Here is a 15,314-nt window from a genome sequence, read left to right as displayed (position 1 = left end):
TCACGAGGAATACGATGCGCTATACGAAGAGAAATACCTCACACTTTTCAAGCCTGAAGCACTACTGTCTATTTGCAGGCGGACTCGTCGTCAGCCTGACGGCATCCGCGCAGTCGAGTGTCACCTTGTATGGCCGAATCGACACCTCGGTCGAATACGCGAACTTCGGCCCAAGCCACACTTTGCATATGGGGTCGAGCGATATCGGCGCCACGAACTGGGGCATCAAGGGCGTTGAGGACCTGGGCGGAAATCTAAAGGCCATCTTCAAGTTGGAGAGCGGCTTCAACTCGGCCGATGGCACGATGGCCCAAAGCGGCAAGATGTTCGGGCGCGAGGCATGGGTTGGTTTGAGCGGTAATTTCGGGACGTTTCAGCTGGGTGAAAACTACACGCCGATTCATACGATCCTGGTGACCTACTCGTTACCGGCCAAGGGCGCCGGCCTGGGATGGGGCAATGCAACCGATAACTTCCTGTACGGCCCCCTGGTACGCACCAGCAATTCGGTGCGATACGTCTCTCCCCGTGTCGCCGGCTTTCTCGTGCGCGGCCTCGTCGCGCGCGGCAATAATGGCGCGTCCAGCAGCGCACCGGCGTCGCTGGGCGACACGTACGCGCTCGGCATCAACTACGCGCAAGGGCCCTTGCAAGTCGACGTCGGCTACGAGGTGCAACGCTTCAGCCCGGTGACCACGCTGACCAGCACGAGTCCCGTCGATGCCGGCAATTACGCCGCCGCCGGTGTGTCATACGACTTCGGCTTCATCAAGCCGGCCTTCCTATATTTGAGACATCGCGGTGGTCAGAATGTCGCGGCGCAGGGCGCGACGAATTATGCGAATCCGCAGTCCGACATTTATGAGTTAAGTGCTCAGATCCCGATCGGCAATGGCGCGTTGTTAGTCGATTACGGTCATTACCGTCTGGTTGCCAACAGCAATGGCGATGCCAACTCCGCCGCGCTCCGCTACGACTACCCGCTGTCGAAGCGCACGATCGTCTATACCGGCGTGCAGCAGGTATGGAACGGATCGGCCGCCGCGTTTACGATGAATACGGCGGGCGGTGTCTCGACGTTGACGGCACCGGCCAAGGGACAGAATTCCAATGCGGTGATTGTCGGCATCACTCACTCGTTTTAATTTGCAACACCCCCAAATACACATGACCGTCACCGCAAATCAGCGGATGACGGTCAGAATGCGACGGAAATCATGTCGGGCGTGCGCTGACGCCGCTTGCTAACGTTTCGCCGCGTTCAATACCGGTGCATGGCCCAGGTGATCCAACATCGCGGAAAAGGCGCCCATGCGTTGATCGACATAGGCCTGCACATCACGGTTCGCGTAGTCGAAGAAACCCTGGCCCGTGCGCAGGCCATCCTGGCCATCGCGCATATGCGCCTGCACGATATCGGCGGCGGTGAAGCGCTCGCCCAGCTGCTCGGACAGATACTTCGACGCATAAAACAGGATATCGCAGCCTCCCCAGTCGATAAATTCGAGCAAGCCTAGCACTGAAAAGCGCAGGCCGAATCCCGTGCGAATCGCCAGATCGATATCCTCGGCACTGGCCACGCCTTCCTCGACCATGCGCGCCGCTTCGTTCATTGCCTGCGCCTGAATGCGGGGAACGATAAAGCCGGGAGATGGCGCGCAGACAACGGGCACCTTGCCGATCGCGCGCAGTAGCGACAATACGCGCTCGACATGGGAGGGCGCGTTTCGCGCGCTACGGCTGACCTCGATCAGCGGCATCAGGTGCGCCGGGTTCAGCCAATGCGTGTTGATAACACGCGCGGCATCGGCGTCGGACGGCATCAAGTCCTGCAGCGCGGTCACCAGAAACGTCGAGGTCGTCGACGCCAGAATCGTCGATGCATGACAATGCGCGACCACCCATTTCAGTGCGGCTTCCTTTGCGTCGATACGCTCCGGCACGGCCTCGAAAACGATCGCGCTGCTGCCCAAATTCGATACGGCCGTGTGACGGTTATGGACCGCGACGCGTGCGAGCACCGTCTGCGCATCCGCGGCACTGATACGTTGCAATCGTTCGAGTGTGGCGAGCTGGCCTGCTATGGCTGCCAGCGCCTGCGACGCGCTTCTGTCGTAGTCGGCGGCCTCACGCTCCTTGAAGTCGATGAGCGTCACGCCCAGCCCGGCGAACGCAAACGCCAGCGCAATCCCTTGCCCCATCCGGCCCAGGCCCAGAACGTGGACATGCTCGATGGCGGACTGCGGGTCCGACGTTGCATCGATGACGTCGGCGCCGTTCATGCCGACAGTCCGGCATGAAGCAGCGTGTGCATGGCATCACGCGACAGCGAGGCAATGCCGAGCGACTCGAGGGTTCGGCCTTCCGCGTAGAGGTCACGACCGCAAATCGCGCTGGCGATGCTTAATAAACCTTCCGCCACCGGCGTGCGGACGCCCGCCCAGCGGCCCACGGACACGATCAAGGACAGCGCGAGGCGTGTGTCTTCCACCATGTACCGATGCGTGTGCAAATCGATCTTTTCGCGCCAGTCGCCGCTGTCGGTCAATTTACCGTGCGCGCCTCGGCCATACATCCACTCGTCGCCGTCCAATGCATAGTGATCGGCGAGCGGAAAATGCGGTGCCGCATAGCCGATTGCCTCGCGCACGGCAATCCGCTCCGCATCAAGCGCATTGGTGACGCTACGCACCGACGGCTGCGTCCCCTCGTTATGGATGTCCCACGCCTCGAAATGTTCCAACGGCGCCGCGTTCATCATGATCAGCGGCGGGTGAATCACCGGCCCGGCATTCATCAGGGCGCCACTCAAGGCATCTTCGATCGGTTCGACCGACGGATAGGCGCGTTGCAGTATCGGGAACGCCTTACTCGACAAGGCTGCCGGGAAAACCCCCGTCGGCAGCCGCGTGGCATAGACGCTGACCGTTACCCGCGCCGCGCCGTGTTTGCGCGCCAGGTACGGCAGCGTCCCCGTCTCGGCGAATGCCACTTGCGTCTTGTTGCCGACCTCACGCATCGCCGTTGCAAAGAGAAAGCTGCCGAACGTGCCCGGCGGAAGGAACACCACCTGATCATCTCGTAATAATACCGCCAGTTGCTGCGCCAACGCCGCGTGGGACGTCGAAGGCAGCGGTATGACGATCAGTTGCGCATCCTCGATGGCTTGGGCGAGATCGGAAACCATCACGACCCGCCGCTCGTCGGTCGTGCCGAGCGGGCCCTTCGCGGCATCGGATTGGCCCGCGGCGACAAGCGGAATGTGCCGCTCGCCCTGAAAATCCCGAACGGTGAGCTGCCCCTGTTCCGCCAAGGCATCGAGGGCATCGCGATCGCGGCGCCACCACCGTACCTCGAGCCCTTTCTCGAAAAGATCCGCCACCGCGGCAAAACAGCCGTGACCGCCACCCAATACCGTTACCTTCATTGCATCCTCCACTAGATTGCCATTTCGCGTCTAGCGTAGCGGGACCGTCCTTTTGCCACACGTCAAAGCGCGCAAACAGCGTTCCGTTCCGGCAACGACTTGCATTGGCAATTTCGGCGGGCAATGATGATTCGGCTTGGTTCCCTGGGGCCCGAAATGGATAGCCAAAATCTGGAAGTCTCGCTCTCGCAACGTCTGCCGAATTGCTTGGGGACGTTTCACGCACGATCGGACGTCGAACGAGAGGTATCCCGGTTCCTGCGTCCCCATCGCATGGACATCGATGCGACGCGACCGATGCGCGCCGAACTCTATAACGTCGCGCTGCACGATGCGAGTCTGTCGGAGATCTATTACGGCACCGAAACACGAATCGACGCCGGACACATCGACGATCATTATCTGTTTCGCGTAACGCTGTCCGGCCATGCCGAGCTGGACACGGAAAGGCAGCGCGTCGACCTGACGACCGGCAGCATCAGTGTGTCGTCGCCGGAGCACCGCATTCGCCTGGCGAGCAGCAGCGACTGTCGTAGCCTGTTGTTGCGGCTCAACCGGCAACTGCTCGAAACGCGACTGAGCGATATGCTCGGCGATCGCGTGGTGCGACCATTGGCGTTCGACGTGTCCTTCGACGCCGGCTCCCCGCCGGCGCAGATGATTCGGGAAACGATCGTCTATCTGCGTCAGCTGTGCAGCGTCGCGCCCGCGGCGCCGTCGCGCGCGCTCGGCAAGGATCTCACCCAATGGCTGGCCACGATGATGCTGGACCAGGTGCCGCATAACTACAGCGCCGCGCTCGCGACCGAATCCACCGGCCCGCTACCGCATCATGTGCGCCGCGCGCGTGATTACATCGACGCGCATCTCGGCGAAGCGTTGAACGTCGACGTTCTCGCGCGCGTGACAGGCGTGTCGCCCCGCACGCTGCAAAACGGCTTCAACCACTTTCTGGGGACGTCACCGGGCAACTATGTGCGCGACCGCCGCATGGCGGCCGTCCATCAAGCATTGACTGCCATGCCCGAGCGCTCGGTCACGGACATCCTGATCGAACACGGCGTGCACAGCTTCGGCCACTTCGCGAAAGCCTACCGCGAACGGTATGGCGAGTTGCCGTCGGCGACGAGTCGCGGGACTGCCCGGCACTGAGTCCGCCGCACAGGCACATCGACGCAACCGCGCCGTCGTCGCATCGCGGCTCGCCGTGCGACGCTTGTGTGCGCCGCAGCCGGCGTTTACTTGCGCGATTTGGCTATTGCACTGCCGAAAACGACGAGGCGTGCCGATTTTCTCCTCCTATCCTGCTGGCACGGGGTGCGGTTTCGCGCGCCCCCTCCGTCAGGCATTCGATCAGGAGAGTCACGATGGCCGTCTCCACGCACCGCGAGATGACACGAAGCAAACGCTATATCTATGAATGGTATGTGGTTGGCGTCAGCATGCTGGCCTACATCTTTTCCTTCGTGGATCGCCAGATGCTTGCGTTGATGATCGAACCGATCAAACGGGATCTGCATCTCAGCGACACGCAGTTCAGCCTGCTTCAAGGATTTGCCTTCTCCCTTTTTTATGCGGTCATGGGGCTGCCGCTGGCTTATCTCGCCGATCGCTTCGCACGTCCCAGAATCATTGCGGTCGGCATTGCGTTGTGGAGCATTGCCACTGCCGTATGCGGCTTGAGCCAGCACTACGTGTCTTTGTTTCTGGCGCGAATGGGCGTCGGCGTCGGCGAAGCGGCACTGTCGCCGGGCGCCTATTCGATGCTGAGCGACCTGTTTCCGCGCGACAAACTGGGTCGCGCGGTAGGCGTCTACTCGATGGGCTCGTTCATCGGCGGCGGCATCGCCTTCCTGATCGGTGGCTATGTCATCAATCTGCTGAAGGCGCAAGCCAGTTTTACGCTGCCCTTGCTCGGCACGCTGCACGCATGGCAACTGACATTCGTCATCGTCGGTCTCCCCGGACTGCTGGTCGCGCTCCTGTTCATCCTGACCGTGCGCGATCCGCAACGGAAGGGCTTGGATCACGACGCGAACGGTCAGCCGGTCAAAGTGTCGATGGCACAGACGCTAGGCTTCATTGGCAAAAACGGCCGCGCCTTCTTTTTTCACTACGCCGGCTTTTCGTTTTATGCGATGGCGCTGTTTTGCCTGATGGGCTGGTCACCCGCTTTTTACATGCGACATTATGGCTGGACCGCCGGGCACACCGGCTATGTGCTCGGTCTTATCTTGCTGGTGGCAAATACCGCGGGCGTGCTATGCGGCGGCTGGCTGAGCGATACCTTGCTGGCGCGCGGCAAAACCGACGGTCCGATGCGGGCAGCGACGATCGGCGCACTGGGCATGCTGATTCCGGCAACGTGTTTTACGCTGGTATCGGATGTCCATCTGTCCATGACGCTGTTGGTTATCGCCATGTTTTTCGCTTCCTTCCCGATGCCCACTTCCACGGCCGCGATGCAAATGATGGCGCCCAATCAAATGCGCGCGCAGATTTCGGCGCTCTTTTTGCTGGTATCGAATCTGATCGGCTTGGGCGTGGGGACGACGATCGTCGCCCTGATCACCGACAAGGTCTTCGGATCGCCCGCGGCGGTGGGCCAATCGATGGCCATCATGGGCTTCTGCGCAAGCTTGCTCGCCATCGCGCTGTTGGCACTCGGATGCAAACCGTTTCGCGACAGCACCGCGGGGCGCTGATCCGATCCGACGGCGCTTTTACGGCACGCCCGGCGGCTTTAAAGAAGCGGCGATGTTACGATCGGTCATTTCGTGCCGATCGCCTTCGGGCACCGCTTTCGCCGAGCTGCAATGAAAACCACCACAGAGGAACTGCTGGCCTTTGTCACCGTCGTCGACGCCGGATCGATCACCGCGGCGGCCGACGCCTTGGCGCAAACGGTGTCCGGCGTGAGTCGTGCCTTGACCCGTCTGGAAACAAAGCTGGACGTGACCTTGATCCGCCGCACCACGCGTCGCCTGTTGGTCACGGACGAAGGGCAGCGCTTCCTCTCCCATGCCAGACAGATTCTGGCGGCAATCGCGCTCGCCGAAGCGTCCGTCGGCGGCGCGACCGATGCGCCCACGGGCCGTTTGCGCGTCGATGCCGCCTCGCCTTTTATCCTGCATGCCATCGTGCCGCACGTGGCGGCGTTTCAAGCGCAGTATCCGCACATCACGCTGGAACTGACCAGTCACGAGCACATCGTCGACTTGCTGGAGCACCGCGTCGATCTGGCGATTCGGATTGGCGTGTTACAGGATTCGTCCTTGCATGCCAGGGCGCTGGGACATAGCCCGATTCGGGTCCTGGCCAGCCCCGCGTATCTCGATCGATATGGCCGCCCGCAGGACGTCGCCGCCTTGCGCGATCATCGACTGATCGGCTTCACCGCGCCGGACAGCCTGAATGCCTGGCCTCTTCCCGATCCCGATGCGGCGGAAGGTGCCGATTCGTCGTTTCACATCACGCCGAACCTGCGTGCCTCCAGTGGCGAAACGATCCGGCATCTGGCCTTGGCGGGCAATGGTATCGCCTGCCTCTCCGCCTTCATGACCGACGCCGATATCGGGCGGGGCGATCTGGAGGTCGTGCTGGCCGATCTGCAACAAGACGTGCGTCAGCCGATTCACGCGGTGTTTTACCAAAATGCCACGATGGCGCCACGGATCAAGGCCTTTCTAGACTTTCTGGCATCTCGAATCGACTATCGATGGCACGGCGTCGCGCGGGGACCGCAGCCGGCCTCAAAGCGGCAATAGCGTGCCGACGCCGGAGCGCGACCGCGCCAGTTGCAGGGCCACATTTGCAAGCGCCAGGTCCGCGAGCGCAAAGCCACGGAAGCAGAACAAGGTCCGCCCCGTCACCGCGACGGGCGCCTGTGCCAACAGCTGAATCAGATCCGTCGAAAACGTGACGTCCGCCACCGCGCTGCCATCCGCGGCGTACGGCGAGGTCATCTGGGACAGGCTATCGGTAATCCTGTGCGCAAACGCGCCATAGGACGCGGGAATCCAGCTCCGCCCCAGATCGACCGCCGACACAAAGGCGTCGGGTTTCAGCTGTCGGGCGTCGAGAAGGGGGACGAGGCCCGACACCGCCGGGACCATCGAAATCACGATATCCGAAGCAGCCAGCACCGGCTCGGCGCTGTCATGCACGACGCCCTCCACGCCGAGGCGTCGTGCATGGTCCAGCAATCGCTCCGCGGAGGCGCGGGTCCGGCTGAAAGCCGAAAGGTGCGTGATTGACGGATACAAGGCGAGAAAGGCATCCAGATGCGCGAGCGCCTGTCGGCCGCAACCGATCATACCGATCGTCGTCGGCGTGCCAGGCTTCAGCAAGGCGGCAGCAGCAGCCGACATCGCGGCGGTACGCAGCAGCGTGATTTCGCTACCGTCCATGACCGCCAGGGGGACACCCGTCTCGTAATCCGCGACGCAGATCAGCGCGTTGATGCCTGCCGCGGTGCTGCCCGGTGCCGTCGTGGTCATCGCCACCCATTTCACGCTTGCAACGCCAGCGAGCGGGTCGGCCGCGACCATGGCCTGAAACGCGTGGCCCGGGCCGACCGTCAAGGCAGACTTCGGCAAGCTTTGGTTGCGACCCGCCGCATGCGCCCGGAAGGTGTGCAAGATCGCGTCCCGCGCCTGTCCCGGCGTGATATTCAACGCACGCACATCGGCGGCACTAAGATAGAGCATCGAATCGGCCATTGCGCTTCCTTTTGCGTCGATGCCACCCGGGCATCGTTGCCGCGACGGTATCACGACACAAAACCGCACGCGGCGGGAGCGGGAGCGCGCCTTCGCCCTTCCCCTCCGACGCTGAAATCCGCCCTGTCTCAATAACCGAATCGCGTCGCCAGCGTCACCGTCACGACGCCCATGAGGAGCAAGGCCACTACCAGCGGCATCGCGAAGCGCACCCATTGCCCATAGCCGACTTTCGCGATGGCGAGAAACGCCAGCGTCAGCCCCGAGGCGGGATTGATGATGCCCATGATGCCATTGCCCAGCAAAAAGGCCAGCACGCAGGTCTGCGGGCTCAGCCCCGAAAGATGCGCAATGGGAGCGAGGATCGGCATGCTGATTGCCGCCTTCCCCGAGGTGGACGGCACCAGCAAATCCAATACCGCTTCGATGCCCATGATGCCGACGGCCACCACGGCAGGCGGGCGGCCATTGAGCATCGACGACAGCTTGTCGATGACGGTATCGAGGACCATGCTTTGTTGCAGAATCAGTTCGATCGTCGCCGCCAGACCGATCAGGATGGCGGCCAGCATCATGCCCTTCATGCCCTGCACGAAGGCATCGGCCGTCTCGCGCGCATCGAGTCGGCCGACCACGGCAATCGCAACGGCGACGAAGATATAGAACGCACTCAGTTCGCCGTTATGCCATTTGTATGCCGGCGCCGCCCAGACCAAGGCGACCGTCGCCAGCGCCATCACCAACAACACCGCTTTTTGCGACAGCGTGATCGTCGACATCTCCGGGGTCACCGATGCGGCGACCTTGGCGCGGCGCAGCGCATAAATGAAATAGGCGATCGCCAGAATCATCGACACGACGAACACCGCCAGCCGCACCGACGCGCCGCTGAATAACGGCACGCCGGCAATCCCCTGCGCCACCGGCAACACGATCGGATTGCTGACCGAGGCGATATAGCCGAGCTTCGCGCCGAACGTCAGCATCGCCAGCGATAGCAAGGGACTGAGTTTCAGCCGTTCACCAAGCGCGAGAACGACCGGCAGCAATACCAGGTATTCGGAGATCAAGCCGAGAAAGGTACTCCCCAGACCGACGGCAACGATAAGCAGCGGGCCCAGGACATAGAGATTGCCGCGCGACAGGCCGACCAGTCGATTCAGCCCTGAATCCAGGGCACCAGTTGCCTTGAAGACCTCGAACATGCCGCCGACGAACATGACCATGAACACCAGCGCAGCGGACTTCGTCAAGCCTTCCGGGATCGCATGGATCAGCGAAACGGCACTGGCGGGGTAAGCGCGCGCGGCGGTGCTTATGGGTGTCGACAATGCGAACAAGGCCGCGGGCGAGTTGTCCTTGGGGATCAGGTGATAGCTCGCCGGCACGACGAGATGTCCTTGCCGCTTGAACTGCCCCGCGTCGAGCACATACGTGAGGGCTACCGCGAACAGCAGGATGCCGAGCATCATCAAAACGGGATGCAGCGCGCGTTTGTGTGCCGGCGCGGATTGTCCTTCGGAAGGCGTGTGCAGGGTCGTGGACATGGCGCAGAGGAGGTCAGGGGAGACGATGGCCCAAATGGCCGGAGATGGCGCGTGCGGCGCCTTGCATCTGTTCGACGATGCCGGATAACTGGTCCTCGACAAAACGCGACGCCACGATCGAGGTGCCCAATGCCGCGAGAATATGCGCATTCGACGCCATGATCGGCACCGCGATCGCAACCACGCCCGGTGTCGCCTCGCCGCGGCTGATGGAAAATCCGCGCGCATGAATCTCGCCGAGTTCATGCTTCAAATCGTCGGCGCTCACGCGCGTTTCTTTCGTGAACGCGCGCATCTGTCGCGTCAGAAGCATCGTCTGTTCGTCCTCGGAGGCAAAGGCGAGCAGCAATTTGCCGGATGCGCCCACATGAATCGGCCTCCGATTGCCGATGGTGCCGTGCACCCGCACCGCTTGCGTCGACTCCACCCGTGCAATGCAGACGGTTTCGTCGCCGTCGCGCACACGCACCTGACACGCCTCGTTCAACGTCTCGACCAAATGCATCAAGGGCCCCTGCGAGGCGGCGGCCAAATCGATCTGGCGCCCGGCCGCGATCCCGAGAACCAGTGCTTGCGTGCCGAGCGTATAGACCGCGGGGTCGCCCACACGATCGACCAGGCGATGTGCGGCAAGCGTCGACAGCAGGCGGAAGGTCCGCGACGTATTCAGATCGGCGCGATCCGCAAGCTCGCTGAGGCTCAAACGCGGCGTGTCCGCGACGATGGCCAATAATTTCAACGCGGAATCGACCGATGCGACGGTGTAGTCGTTCATCAGAACACCGCGCCCGGCTCAGCGATATGCGCGACGAACGCCGCGAGGAAGGTGTCGATATCGGCCTTCAAGGCGGCATAGCCCGCCGACTTCTCGCCGCTTTCCTCGTTCATGTACAAGGCGCGATTGATTTCGATTTGAATACTGTGCTGACCGAGCGCGGGCCGACCGTAGCAAGCGACGATATCGCCGCCCTTGTACGGCTCATTGATGGCGACGTGATAGCCCAGCGCGCTGAAGCGCGCGGCAATCCATGCGGTGATGTTCGGATCGCTGGTGGTGCCGTCCCGATCGCTGATGACGAAATCCGGACGCGCCTTTCCCGCGTCGAGATTCATTGCATTGCCCTTGGATTTCATCGAATGAAGATCGAGATGCCAGACATGCCCGAACCGCTGCGTCGCGGCATCGATCGCCGCGGCGATGGCTGCGCGATAGGGACGATAGTAGGTATCGATGCGATGCGCGACTTCCTCGACCGTCAACGCGCGGTCGTACATGGCGACCTCCGGCAAGGCGAAGCGCCGGATCAAGCCCTGGCCGCGCCGGCTGTAATCGCTGGGTCGGCTCGGATGCGGCCAAGGCGTGGCAAGCAGCTTTTCATCGATGTCGTCCTCGGCGCGATTCGCATCGATATAGGTCCGCGGAAATTCGGCGGCAATCAACGTCGCCCCCAGATCGACGGCACCGGCCCACAGATCTTCCAGATAGGCGTCCCACCCCGAGCGAATAGCGGCCACCGGCGCCGCCGGACGAAAGTCCGCCGGCAAGCTGAAATTGCTGTGCGGCGAATCGAGTACCAGCGGAATAGCGGGAACCCGGGGCGACAGCAGCGAATAAGCCTTCGTCATTTCTTTTTACTCTGTAAAAATCATTTTTATATTTTGAGATGACCGAAATCATGTTGTCAATCGGCATGACGGGCGCTGCGGGTAAACGCGGTGGGCAAAACGATTAACGCGAAAAGTGTATAGCCGACTATCCGCGCAAGTGTATCGATACTGTATTGCCCGTTGTCGCTACACTGGAATGCCTTCTGAGTGCCACGCGGCCATCAGACGATTCACCCGCCTTTGCGATGCCATCATGCTTCAAGACACTGTATTCAGCGCTTTGCCTGCAGCCATCCTGTTTGCCCTGGTCTCGTCGATCACGCCGGGACCCAACAATATGATGTTGCTGGCGTCGGGCATCAACTTCGGGCTGCGCCGCACGACGCCTCATATGGTCGGCATCAGTCTGGGCGTCGCCTCGATGATGTTGGCCGTCGGCTTCGGGCTTGGAAAGATCTTCCTGCGCTTCCCCGTTCTGTATCCGGTGCTGGAAGCGTGCAGCGTGGCCTACTTGCTCTACCTGGCCTGGAAAATCGGCACGTCCGGCGCGATCGAGAGCCGCAAGGGCACGGAGCGTCCGATGCGCCTTTATGAGGGGATGGCCTTCCAGTTGATCAACCCGAAAGCCTGGATGATGGTGCTGACCGCCGCGACCACGCTGCATCTGAGCGCGGACTTCGGCACCAATGCACAATACATGGCGATCATCTTTTGCCTCGCCGGCTTTCCGTGCATCTGCCTGTGGGCGGCATTCGGAACGGCGATGCGGCGCGCGCTGTCACGACCCAGCTGGATTCGCACGTTCAATATCGTCATGGCGCTGTCGCTGGTCGCCACGCTTTACCCGGTCGCGATGAAGTTCTTCGCTTGAACCTGCGCTGACTGCGCCGTCACTCGGTCTCCGGCTGTGCCAAATGATCGAGGTTCGCGATCAAGCGCGTCAGCAAGGTGACGAGCTGCGTTTCCTCCGCCGGTGCCACGGCGCGGCGTCGGCGTATGTCATCTCTCGAAGTATCGACAAGCATCATCGCAAAAAAGACAGTACTTGCGCGTGCCGCCCTGACGTAGTGAAAGAAGCACATTGACGACGCCGCACAAACCCCTTATCGTTGTGCCATGCAAAACGATCTGATTCCCTTCGCTTACGTCACGACGACGACGACCACCGGCAACGGCGTGTCGTCCGGAGTGTGTTCGCGGTAATCACCGTTTCAACGCATCTTCAGAGGCCCCGCCGGCAACGGACGGGGCCTTTTGCATTTTTCGCGTCGTCCATGGTTGCCGGATCTCCCTACATCAGGAACCGTCATGGACCAAGTAAGCAGTCAACATCCCATCGCCATCGCGCTCCCCGATGGCAGTCAGCGCATTTTTGATCAACCGGTCACGGTCGCCGCATTGGCGCGTGATATCGGACCGGAATTGGCAAAAGTCGCGCTGGCAGGAAAGATCGATGGCCGGCTCGTCGAGCTCGACTATCTGATCGACGTCGATGCAAACGTCGAAATCGTCACCGATAAACACGCGGATGCGTTATCGATCATTCGGCACTCGTGCGCGCATCTGATGGCCCAAGCGATCGCACGGCTGCATCCCGATGCCCAGTTCGCGATGGGTCCTGCCATCGACGACGGCTTCTACTACGATATCGCGCTCTCGCCGCCCCTCTCGGAAGAAGACTTGCCGCGTATCGAGGCGGAAATGCACGCTATTGTCGCCGAGGCCATACCGGTCTCGCATAGCGCGCACCCGCGCGACGACGCCGTCCGCTTCTTTTCCGAGCGCGGCCAGATGTACAAGGCGCAGATCGCCGCCGAATTGCCGGCGGATCAGTTGCTGACGATATACCGGCAAGGCGAATTCGCCGACCTCTGTCGCGGGCCCCATGTGCCGAATACCCGCCTGCTGCGTGCGTTCAAACTCATGAAGACCGCAGGCGCCTATTGGCGCGGTGACGCGAACAACGTCATGCTCTGCCGCGTCTACGGCACTGCCTGGTTGCACGACGATGACTTGCGCGCGCACTTGCATCGGCTGAAGGAAGCGCAGCGGCGCGACCACCGTACGCTCGGCAAGCAGCTCGATTATTTTCACATGCAGGACGAAGCGCCTGGCATGGTGTTTTGGCATCCGCGCGGCTGGCGCCTGTGGCAAACCATCGAGCACTATATGCGGCATGTCTATATCGATGGCGGGTATCAGGAAGTCAAGGCGCCTCAAGTGGTCGACCTGTCCCTGTGGAAGCGTTCCGGGCACTGGGACAATTACAAGGACAATATGTTCTTCACCGCATCGGAGAATCGGGAGTACGCGCTGAAGCCGATGAATTGCCCGGGTCATATCCAGATCTTCAAGCATGGCTTGCGTAGCTATCGCGCGCTGCCGATTCGCTATGGCGAATTCGGCGCGTGTCATCGCGACGAGCCTTCAGGCGCACTGCACGGGATCATGCGTGTGCGCGCCTTTACGCAGGACGATGGACATATCTTCTGCACCGAAGAACAGATCGAAGACGAAGTGGCGGCATTCCATCGTCAGGCGATGCGCGTCTATCGCGATTTCGGTTTCGACGGCGACAGCGTCGCGGTGAAGATCGCATTGCGTCCTGCGCGCCGTCTCGGCTCGGACGACGTCTGGGACCGTGCAGAAAACACGCTGCGAGATGCACTCCGCAAGTGTGACGTGCAATGGGAAGAACTCCCCGGTGAAGGCGCCTTTTACAGCCCGAAAATCGAGTATCACTTAAAGGACGCGATCGGTCGCGAGTGGCAAGTCGGGACGATCCAGGCGGACTATCTAATGCCCGAGAAGCTCGGCGCGGAATATGTCGACGTTCACTCCGAGCGCAGGACGCCCGTCATGCTGCACCGTGCCATAGTCGGGTCGATGGAGCGATTCACCGGCATTCTGATCGAACACTACGCTGGCCAACTGCCGGTGTGGCTCGCCCCCATTCAGGCCATCGTATTGAACGTGACCGATGCCCAACAAGCCTATGCAGCCGATGTACATCGCGCGCTGCTCGGTCTGCATCTGCGCGTCGAGATCGATACCCGGAACGAAAAGATCGGCTATAAGGTGCGCGAACACGTCTTGCAAAAGCTGCCTTATCTGCTCGTGGTCGGCGAACGGGAGCGCGCCGCGGGTGTCGTTTCGGTCCGCACCCATGCGGGCCAGGATCTCGGCACCATGACGCTCGATGCTTTCGCCGACCACGTGCAACGTGAATGCCCGGAGCGCCTGGGACGCTGATATCGATCGCTTGCGTCCTTACCTGGTTACCTGGTGCACGGCCTCGGTGTACTATGACGGCACGCCGCTGCGGAGTCGGGTCCATACGCATAATTCCGTCGGCGTGCTGCCATTGCCCGAGGGTGCATCGGTCGAGAGGGAATCGTGGAACCTATCGTGTTTTATCAAAGCCGACTACGCCTTTCGGCCCTGACGCTCGGCGCGGCGATGTTCGTTGCGTTGGCCGTCTGGTTGCTGGTTTCACCAGACGTCGACATCAGCGCGACCGCGACCATCGCGGCATATCTCTGCATTCCGTTTTTTGGGCTGTGCGGCCTGTTCGGGCTCTCGCGTCTCGTGCGTCGGTGTCCCGCCCTCATCATCGATGATCGCGGGCTCACCGACCATACGTCAGCGATATCGATAGGTTTCATTCCCTGGTCCGACGTGATCGACGCCAAGATCGTCACGGTGACCGTCAAACGGTCGCGGCAGAAATATCTCCGCGTGTCGATCCGCAACCCGAATGCGTATGTGGCGAAGGCGCATTTTGCCGCGCGCTACCTGCTACGCATGGGGCAAAGAATGAACGCTGGCACGCTCGTCAATATCCCGCAATTCCCGTTTTCGGAGAAGCTGGAGAGCATTTTGCCGCCTATCACCGCGTACATCGAACGGCAATCGACACGGTCTGGCGCGTCGTTGACGTAACGCTGAAAATCAAGACATGAATGTTCGCGACGGTGACAAAACGTGCTTTTGCAAGGTACTGACCTAGGC

General features: G+C 61.4%; 13 protein-coding genes. 7 read left to right on the top strand and 6 right to left on the bottom strand.

What is annotated here, in order from left to right; genetic code table 11:
• The first annotated feature begins 14 nt into the window (after positions 1-14).
• Positions 15-1,145: a porin gene (locus tag ABEG21_RS18425; protein WP_347556873.1), complete on the top strand. Its 1,131-nt coding sequence runs from the start codon at positions 15-17 to the stop codon at positions 1,143-1,145.
• 99 nt (positions 1,146-1,244) lie between these two features.
• Here ABEG21_RS18425 and ABEG21_RS18420 read toward each other — a convergent pair whose 3' ends face one another.
• Both ABEG21_RS18420 and ABEG21_RS18415 read right to left on the bottom strand, forming a co-directional pair.
• Positions 1,245-2,282, bottom strand: a complete 1,038-nt coding sequence (locus ABEG21_RS18420) for a 3-hydroxybutyryl-CoA dehydrogenase (RefSeq protein ID WP_347556872.1) — start codon at positions 2,280-2,282, stop codon at positions 1,245-1,247.
• Entirely contained in the window at positions 2,279-3,427 is a 1,149-nt protein-coding gene (locus ABEG21_RS18415) for an NAD/NADP octopine/nopaline dehydrogenase family protein (RefSeq protein WP_347556871.1), read from the bottom strand. Before ABEG21_RS18415 ends, ABEG21_RS18420 begins: the two co-directional genes overlap by 4 nt.
• 156 nt (positions 3,428-3,583) lie before the next feature.
• Between ABEG21_RS18415 and ABEG21_RS18410 the strand changes: the two genes are divergently transcribed.
• The 3 genes from ABEG21_RS18410 (at position 3,584) to ABEG21_RS18400 (ending at position 7,194) form a co-directional block, all read left to right on the top strand.
• On the top strand, positions 3,584-4,579 hold the full coding sequence (locus tag ABEG21_RS18410; protein ID WP_347556870.1) for an AraC family transcriptional regulator: 996 nt from the start codon (positions 3,584-3,586) through the stop codon (positions 4,577-4,579).
• Positions 4,580-4,794: 215 nt separating this feature from the next.
• On the top strand, positions 4,795-6,132 hold the full coding sequence (locus tag ABEG21_RS18405) for an MFS transporter (RefSeq protein WP_347556869.1): 1,338 nt from the start codon (positions 4,795-4,797) through the stop codon (positions 6,130-6,132).
• Between the two features lie 111 nt (positions 6,133-6,243).
• Positions 6,244-7,194 carry a LysR family transcriptional regulator gene (locus tag ABEG21_RS18400; protein WP_347556868.1) on the top strand — a complete coding sequence of 317 codons (951 nt, stop codon included), beginning with the start codon at positions 6,244-6,246 and terminating at the stop codon, positions 7,192-7,194.
• Here ABEG21_RS18400 and ABEG21_RS18395 read toward each other — a convergent pair.
• From ABEG21_RS18395 to ABEG21_RS18380, 4 genes are all read right to left on the bottom strand, one after another.
• Positions 7,180-8,148, bottom strand: coding sequence for a hypothetical protein (locus ABEG21_RS18395; RefSeq protein ID WP_347556867.1), 969 nt, complete (start codon positions 8,146-8,148; stop codon positions 7,180-7,182). The genes ABEG21_RS18400 and ABEG21_RS18395 overlap by 15 nt on opposite strands.
• Positions 8,149-8,276: 128 nt before the next feature.
• Positions 8,277-9,695, bottom strand: a complete 1,419-nt coding sequence (locus ABEG21_RS18390) for a YfcC family protein (protein ID WP_347556866.1) — start codon at positions 9,693-9,695, stop codon at positions 8,277-8,279.
• Between the two features lie 13 nt (positions 9,696-9,708).
• Positions 9,709-10,470 (bottom strand): IclR family transcriptional regulator, encoded by a 762-nt coding sequence (locus ABEG21_RS18385; RefSeq protein ID WP_347556865.1) that lies wholly within the window; start codon positions 10,468-10,470, stop codon positions 9,709-9,711.
• Positions 10,470-11,321 carry an N-formylglutamate amidohydrolase gene (locus ABEG21_RS18380; protein ID WP_347556864.1) on the bottom strand — a complete coding sequence of 284 codons (852 nt, stop codon included), beginning with the start codon at positions 11,319-11,321 and terminating at the stop codon, positions 10,470-10,472. Before ABEG21_RS18380 ends, ABEG21_RS18385 begins: the two co-directional genes overlap by 1 nt.
• A gap of 235 nt (positions 11,322-11,556) precedes the next feature.
• Here ABEG21_RS18380 and ABEG21_RS18375 point away from each other — a divergent pair, with 235 nt between their 5' ends.
• The 3 genes from ABEG21_RS18375 (at position 11,557) to ABEG21_RS18365 (ending at position 15,245) form a co-directional block, all read left to right on the top strand.
• A complete protein-coding gene (locus tag ABEG21_RS18375) occupies positions 11,557-12,174 on the top strand; it encodes a LysE family translocator (RefSeq protein WP_347556863.1) in 618 nt (205 codons plus the stop codon).
• A gap of 437 nt (positions 12,175-12,611) precedes the next feature.
• Positions 12,612-14,555 (top strand): threonine--tRNA ligase, encoded by a 1,944-nt coding sequence (gene thrS, locus ABEG21_RS18370; RefSeq protein ID WP_347556862.1) that lies wholly within the window; start codon positions 12,612-12,614, stop codon positions 14,553-14,555.
• 144 nt (positions 14,556-14,699) lie between these two features.
• On the top strand, positions 14,700-15,245 hold the full coding sequence (locus ABEG21_RS18365; RefSeq protein ID WP_347556861.1) for an STM3941 family protein: 546 nt from the start codon (positions 14,700-14,702) through the stop codon (positions 15,243-15,245).
• Positions 15,246-15,314: the final 69 nt, after the last annotated feature.

Origin of the sequence: Robbsia sp. KACC 23696, assembly GCF_039852015.1 — a bacterium.
Classification (GTDB): Bacteria; Pseudomonadota; Gammaproteobacteria; order Burkholderiales; family Burkholderiaceae; genus Robbsia.
Note: the sequence above shows the minus strand (reverse complement) of the source record. Positions and strands in the feature narration are given on the sequence as shown.

Coding starts and splice junctions, on each gene's coding strand:
- ABEG21_RS18380 (WP_347556864.1), bottom strand. CDS start 11,321: ATGACGAAGGCTTATTCGCTGCTGTCGCCCCGGGTTCCCGCTATTCCG.
- thrS (WP_347556862.1), top strand. CDS start 12,612: ATGGACCAAGTAAGCAGTCAACATCCCATCGCCATCGCGCTCCCCGAT.
- ABEG21_RS18375 (WP_347556863.1), top strand. CDS start 11,557: ATGCTTCAAGACACTGTATTCAGCGCTTTGCCTGCAGCCATCCTGTTT.
- ABEG21_RS18425 (WP_347556873.1), top strand. CDS start 15: ATGCGCTATACGAAGAGAAATACCTCACACTTTTCAAGCCTGAAGCAC.
- ABEG21_RS18420 (WP_347556872.1), bottom strand. CDS start 2,282: ATGAACGGCGCCGACGTCATCGATGCAACGTCGGACCCGCAGTCCGCC.
- ABEG21_RS18390 (WP_347556866.1), bottom strand. CDS start 9,695: ATGTCCACGACCCTGCACACGCCTTCCGAAGGACAATCCGCGCCGGCA.
- ABEG21_RS18395 (WP_347556867.1), bottom strand. CDS start 8,148: ATGGCCGATTCGATGCTCTATCTTAGTGCCGCCGATGTGCGTGCGTTG.
- ABEG21_RS18405 (WP_347556869.1), top strand. CDS start 4,795: ATGGCCGTCTCCACGCACCGCGAGATGACACGAAGCAAACGCTATATC.
- ABEG21_RS18415 (WP_347556871.1), bottom strand. CDS start 3,427: ATGAAGGTAACGGTATTGGGTGGCGGTCACGGCTGTTTTGCCGCGGTG.
- ABEG21_RS18385 (WP_347556865.1), bottom strand. CDS start 10,470: ATGAACGACTACACCGTCGCATCGGTCGATTCCGCGTTGAAATTATTG.
- ABEG21_RS18400 (WP_347556868.1), top strand. CDS start 6,244: ATGAAAACCACCACAGAGGAACTGCTGGCCTTTGTCACCGTCGTCGAC.
- ABEG21_RS18410 (WP_347556870.1), top strand. CDS start 3,584: ATGGATAGCCAAAATCTGGAAGTCTCGCTCTCGCAACGTCTGCCGAAT.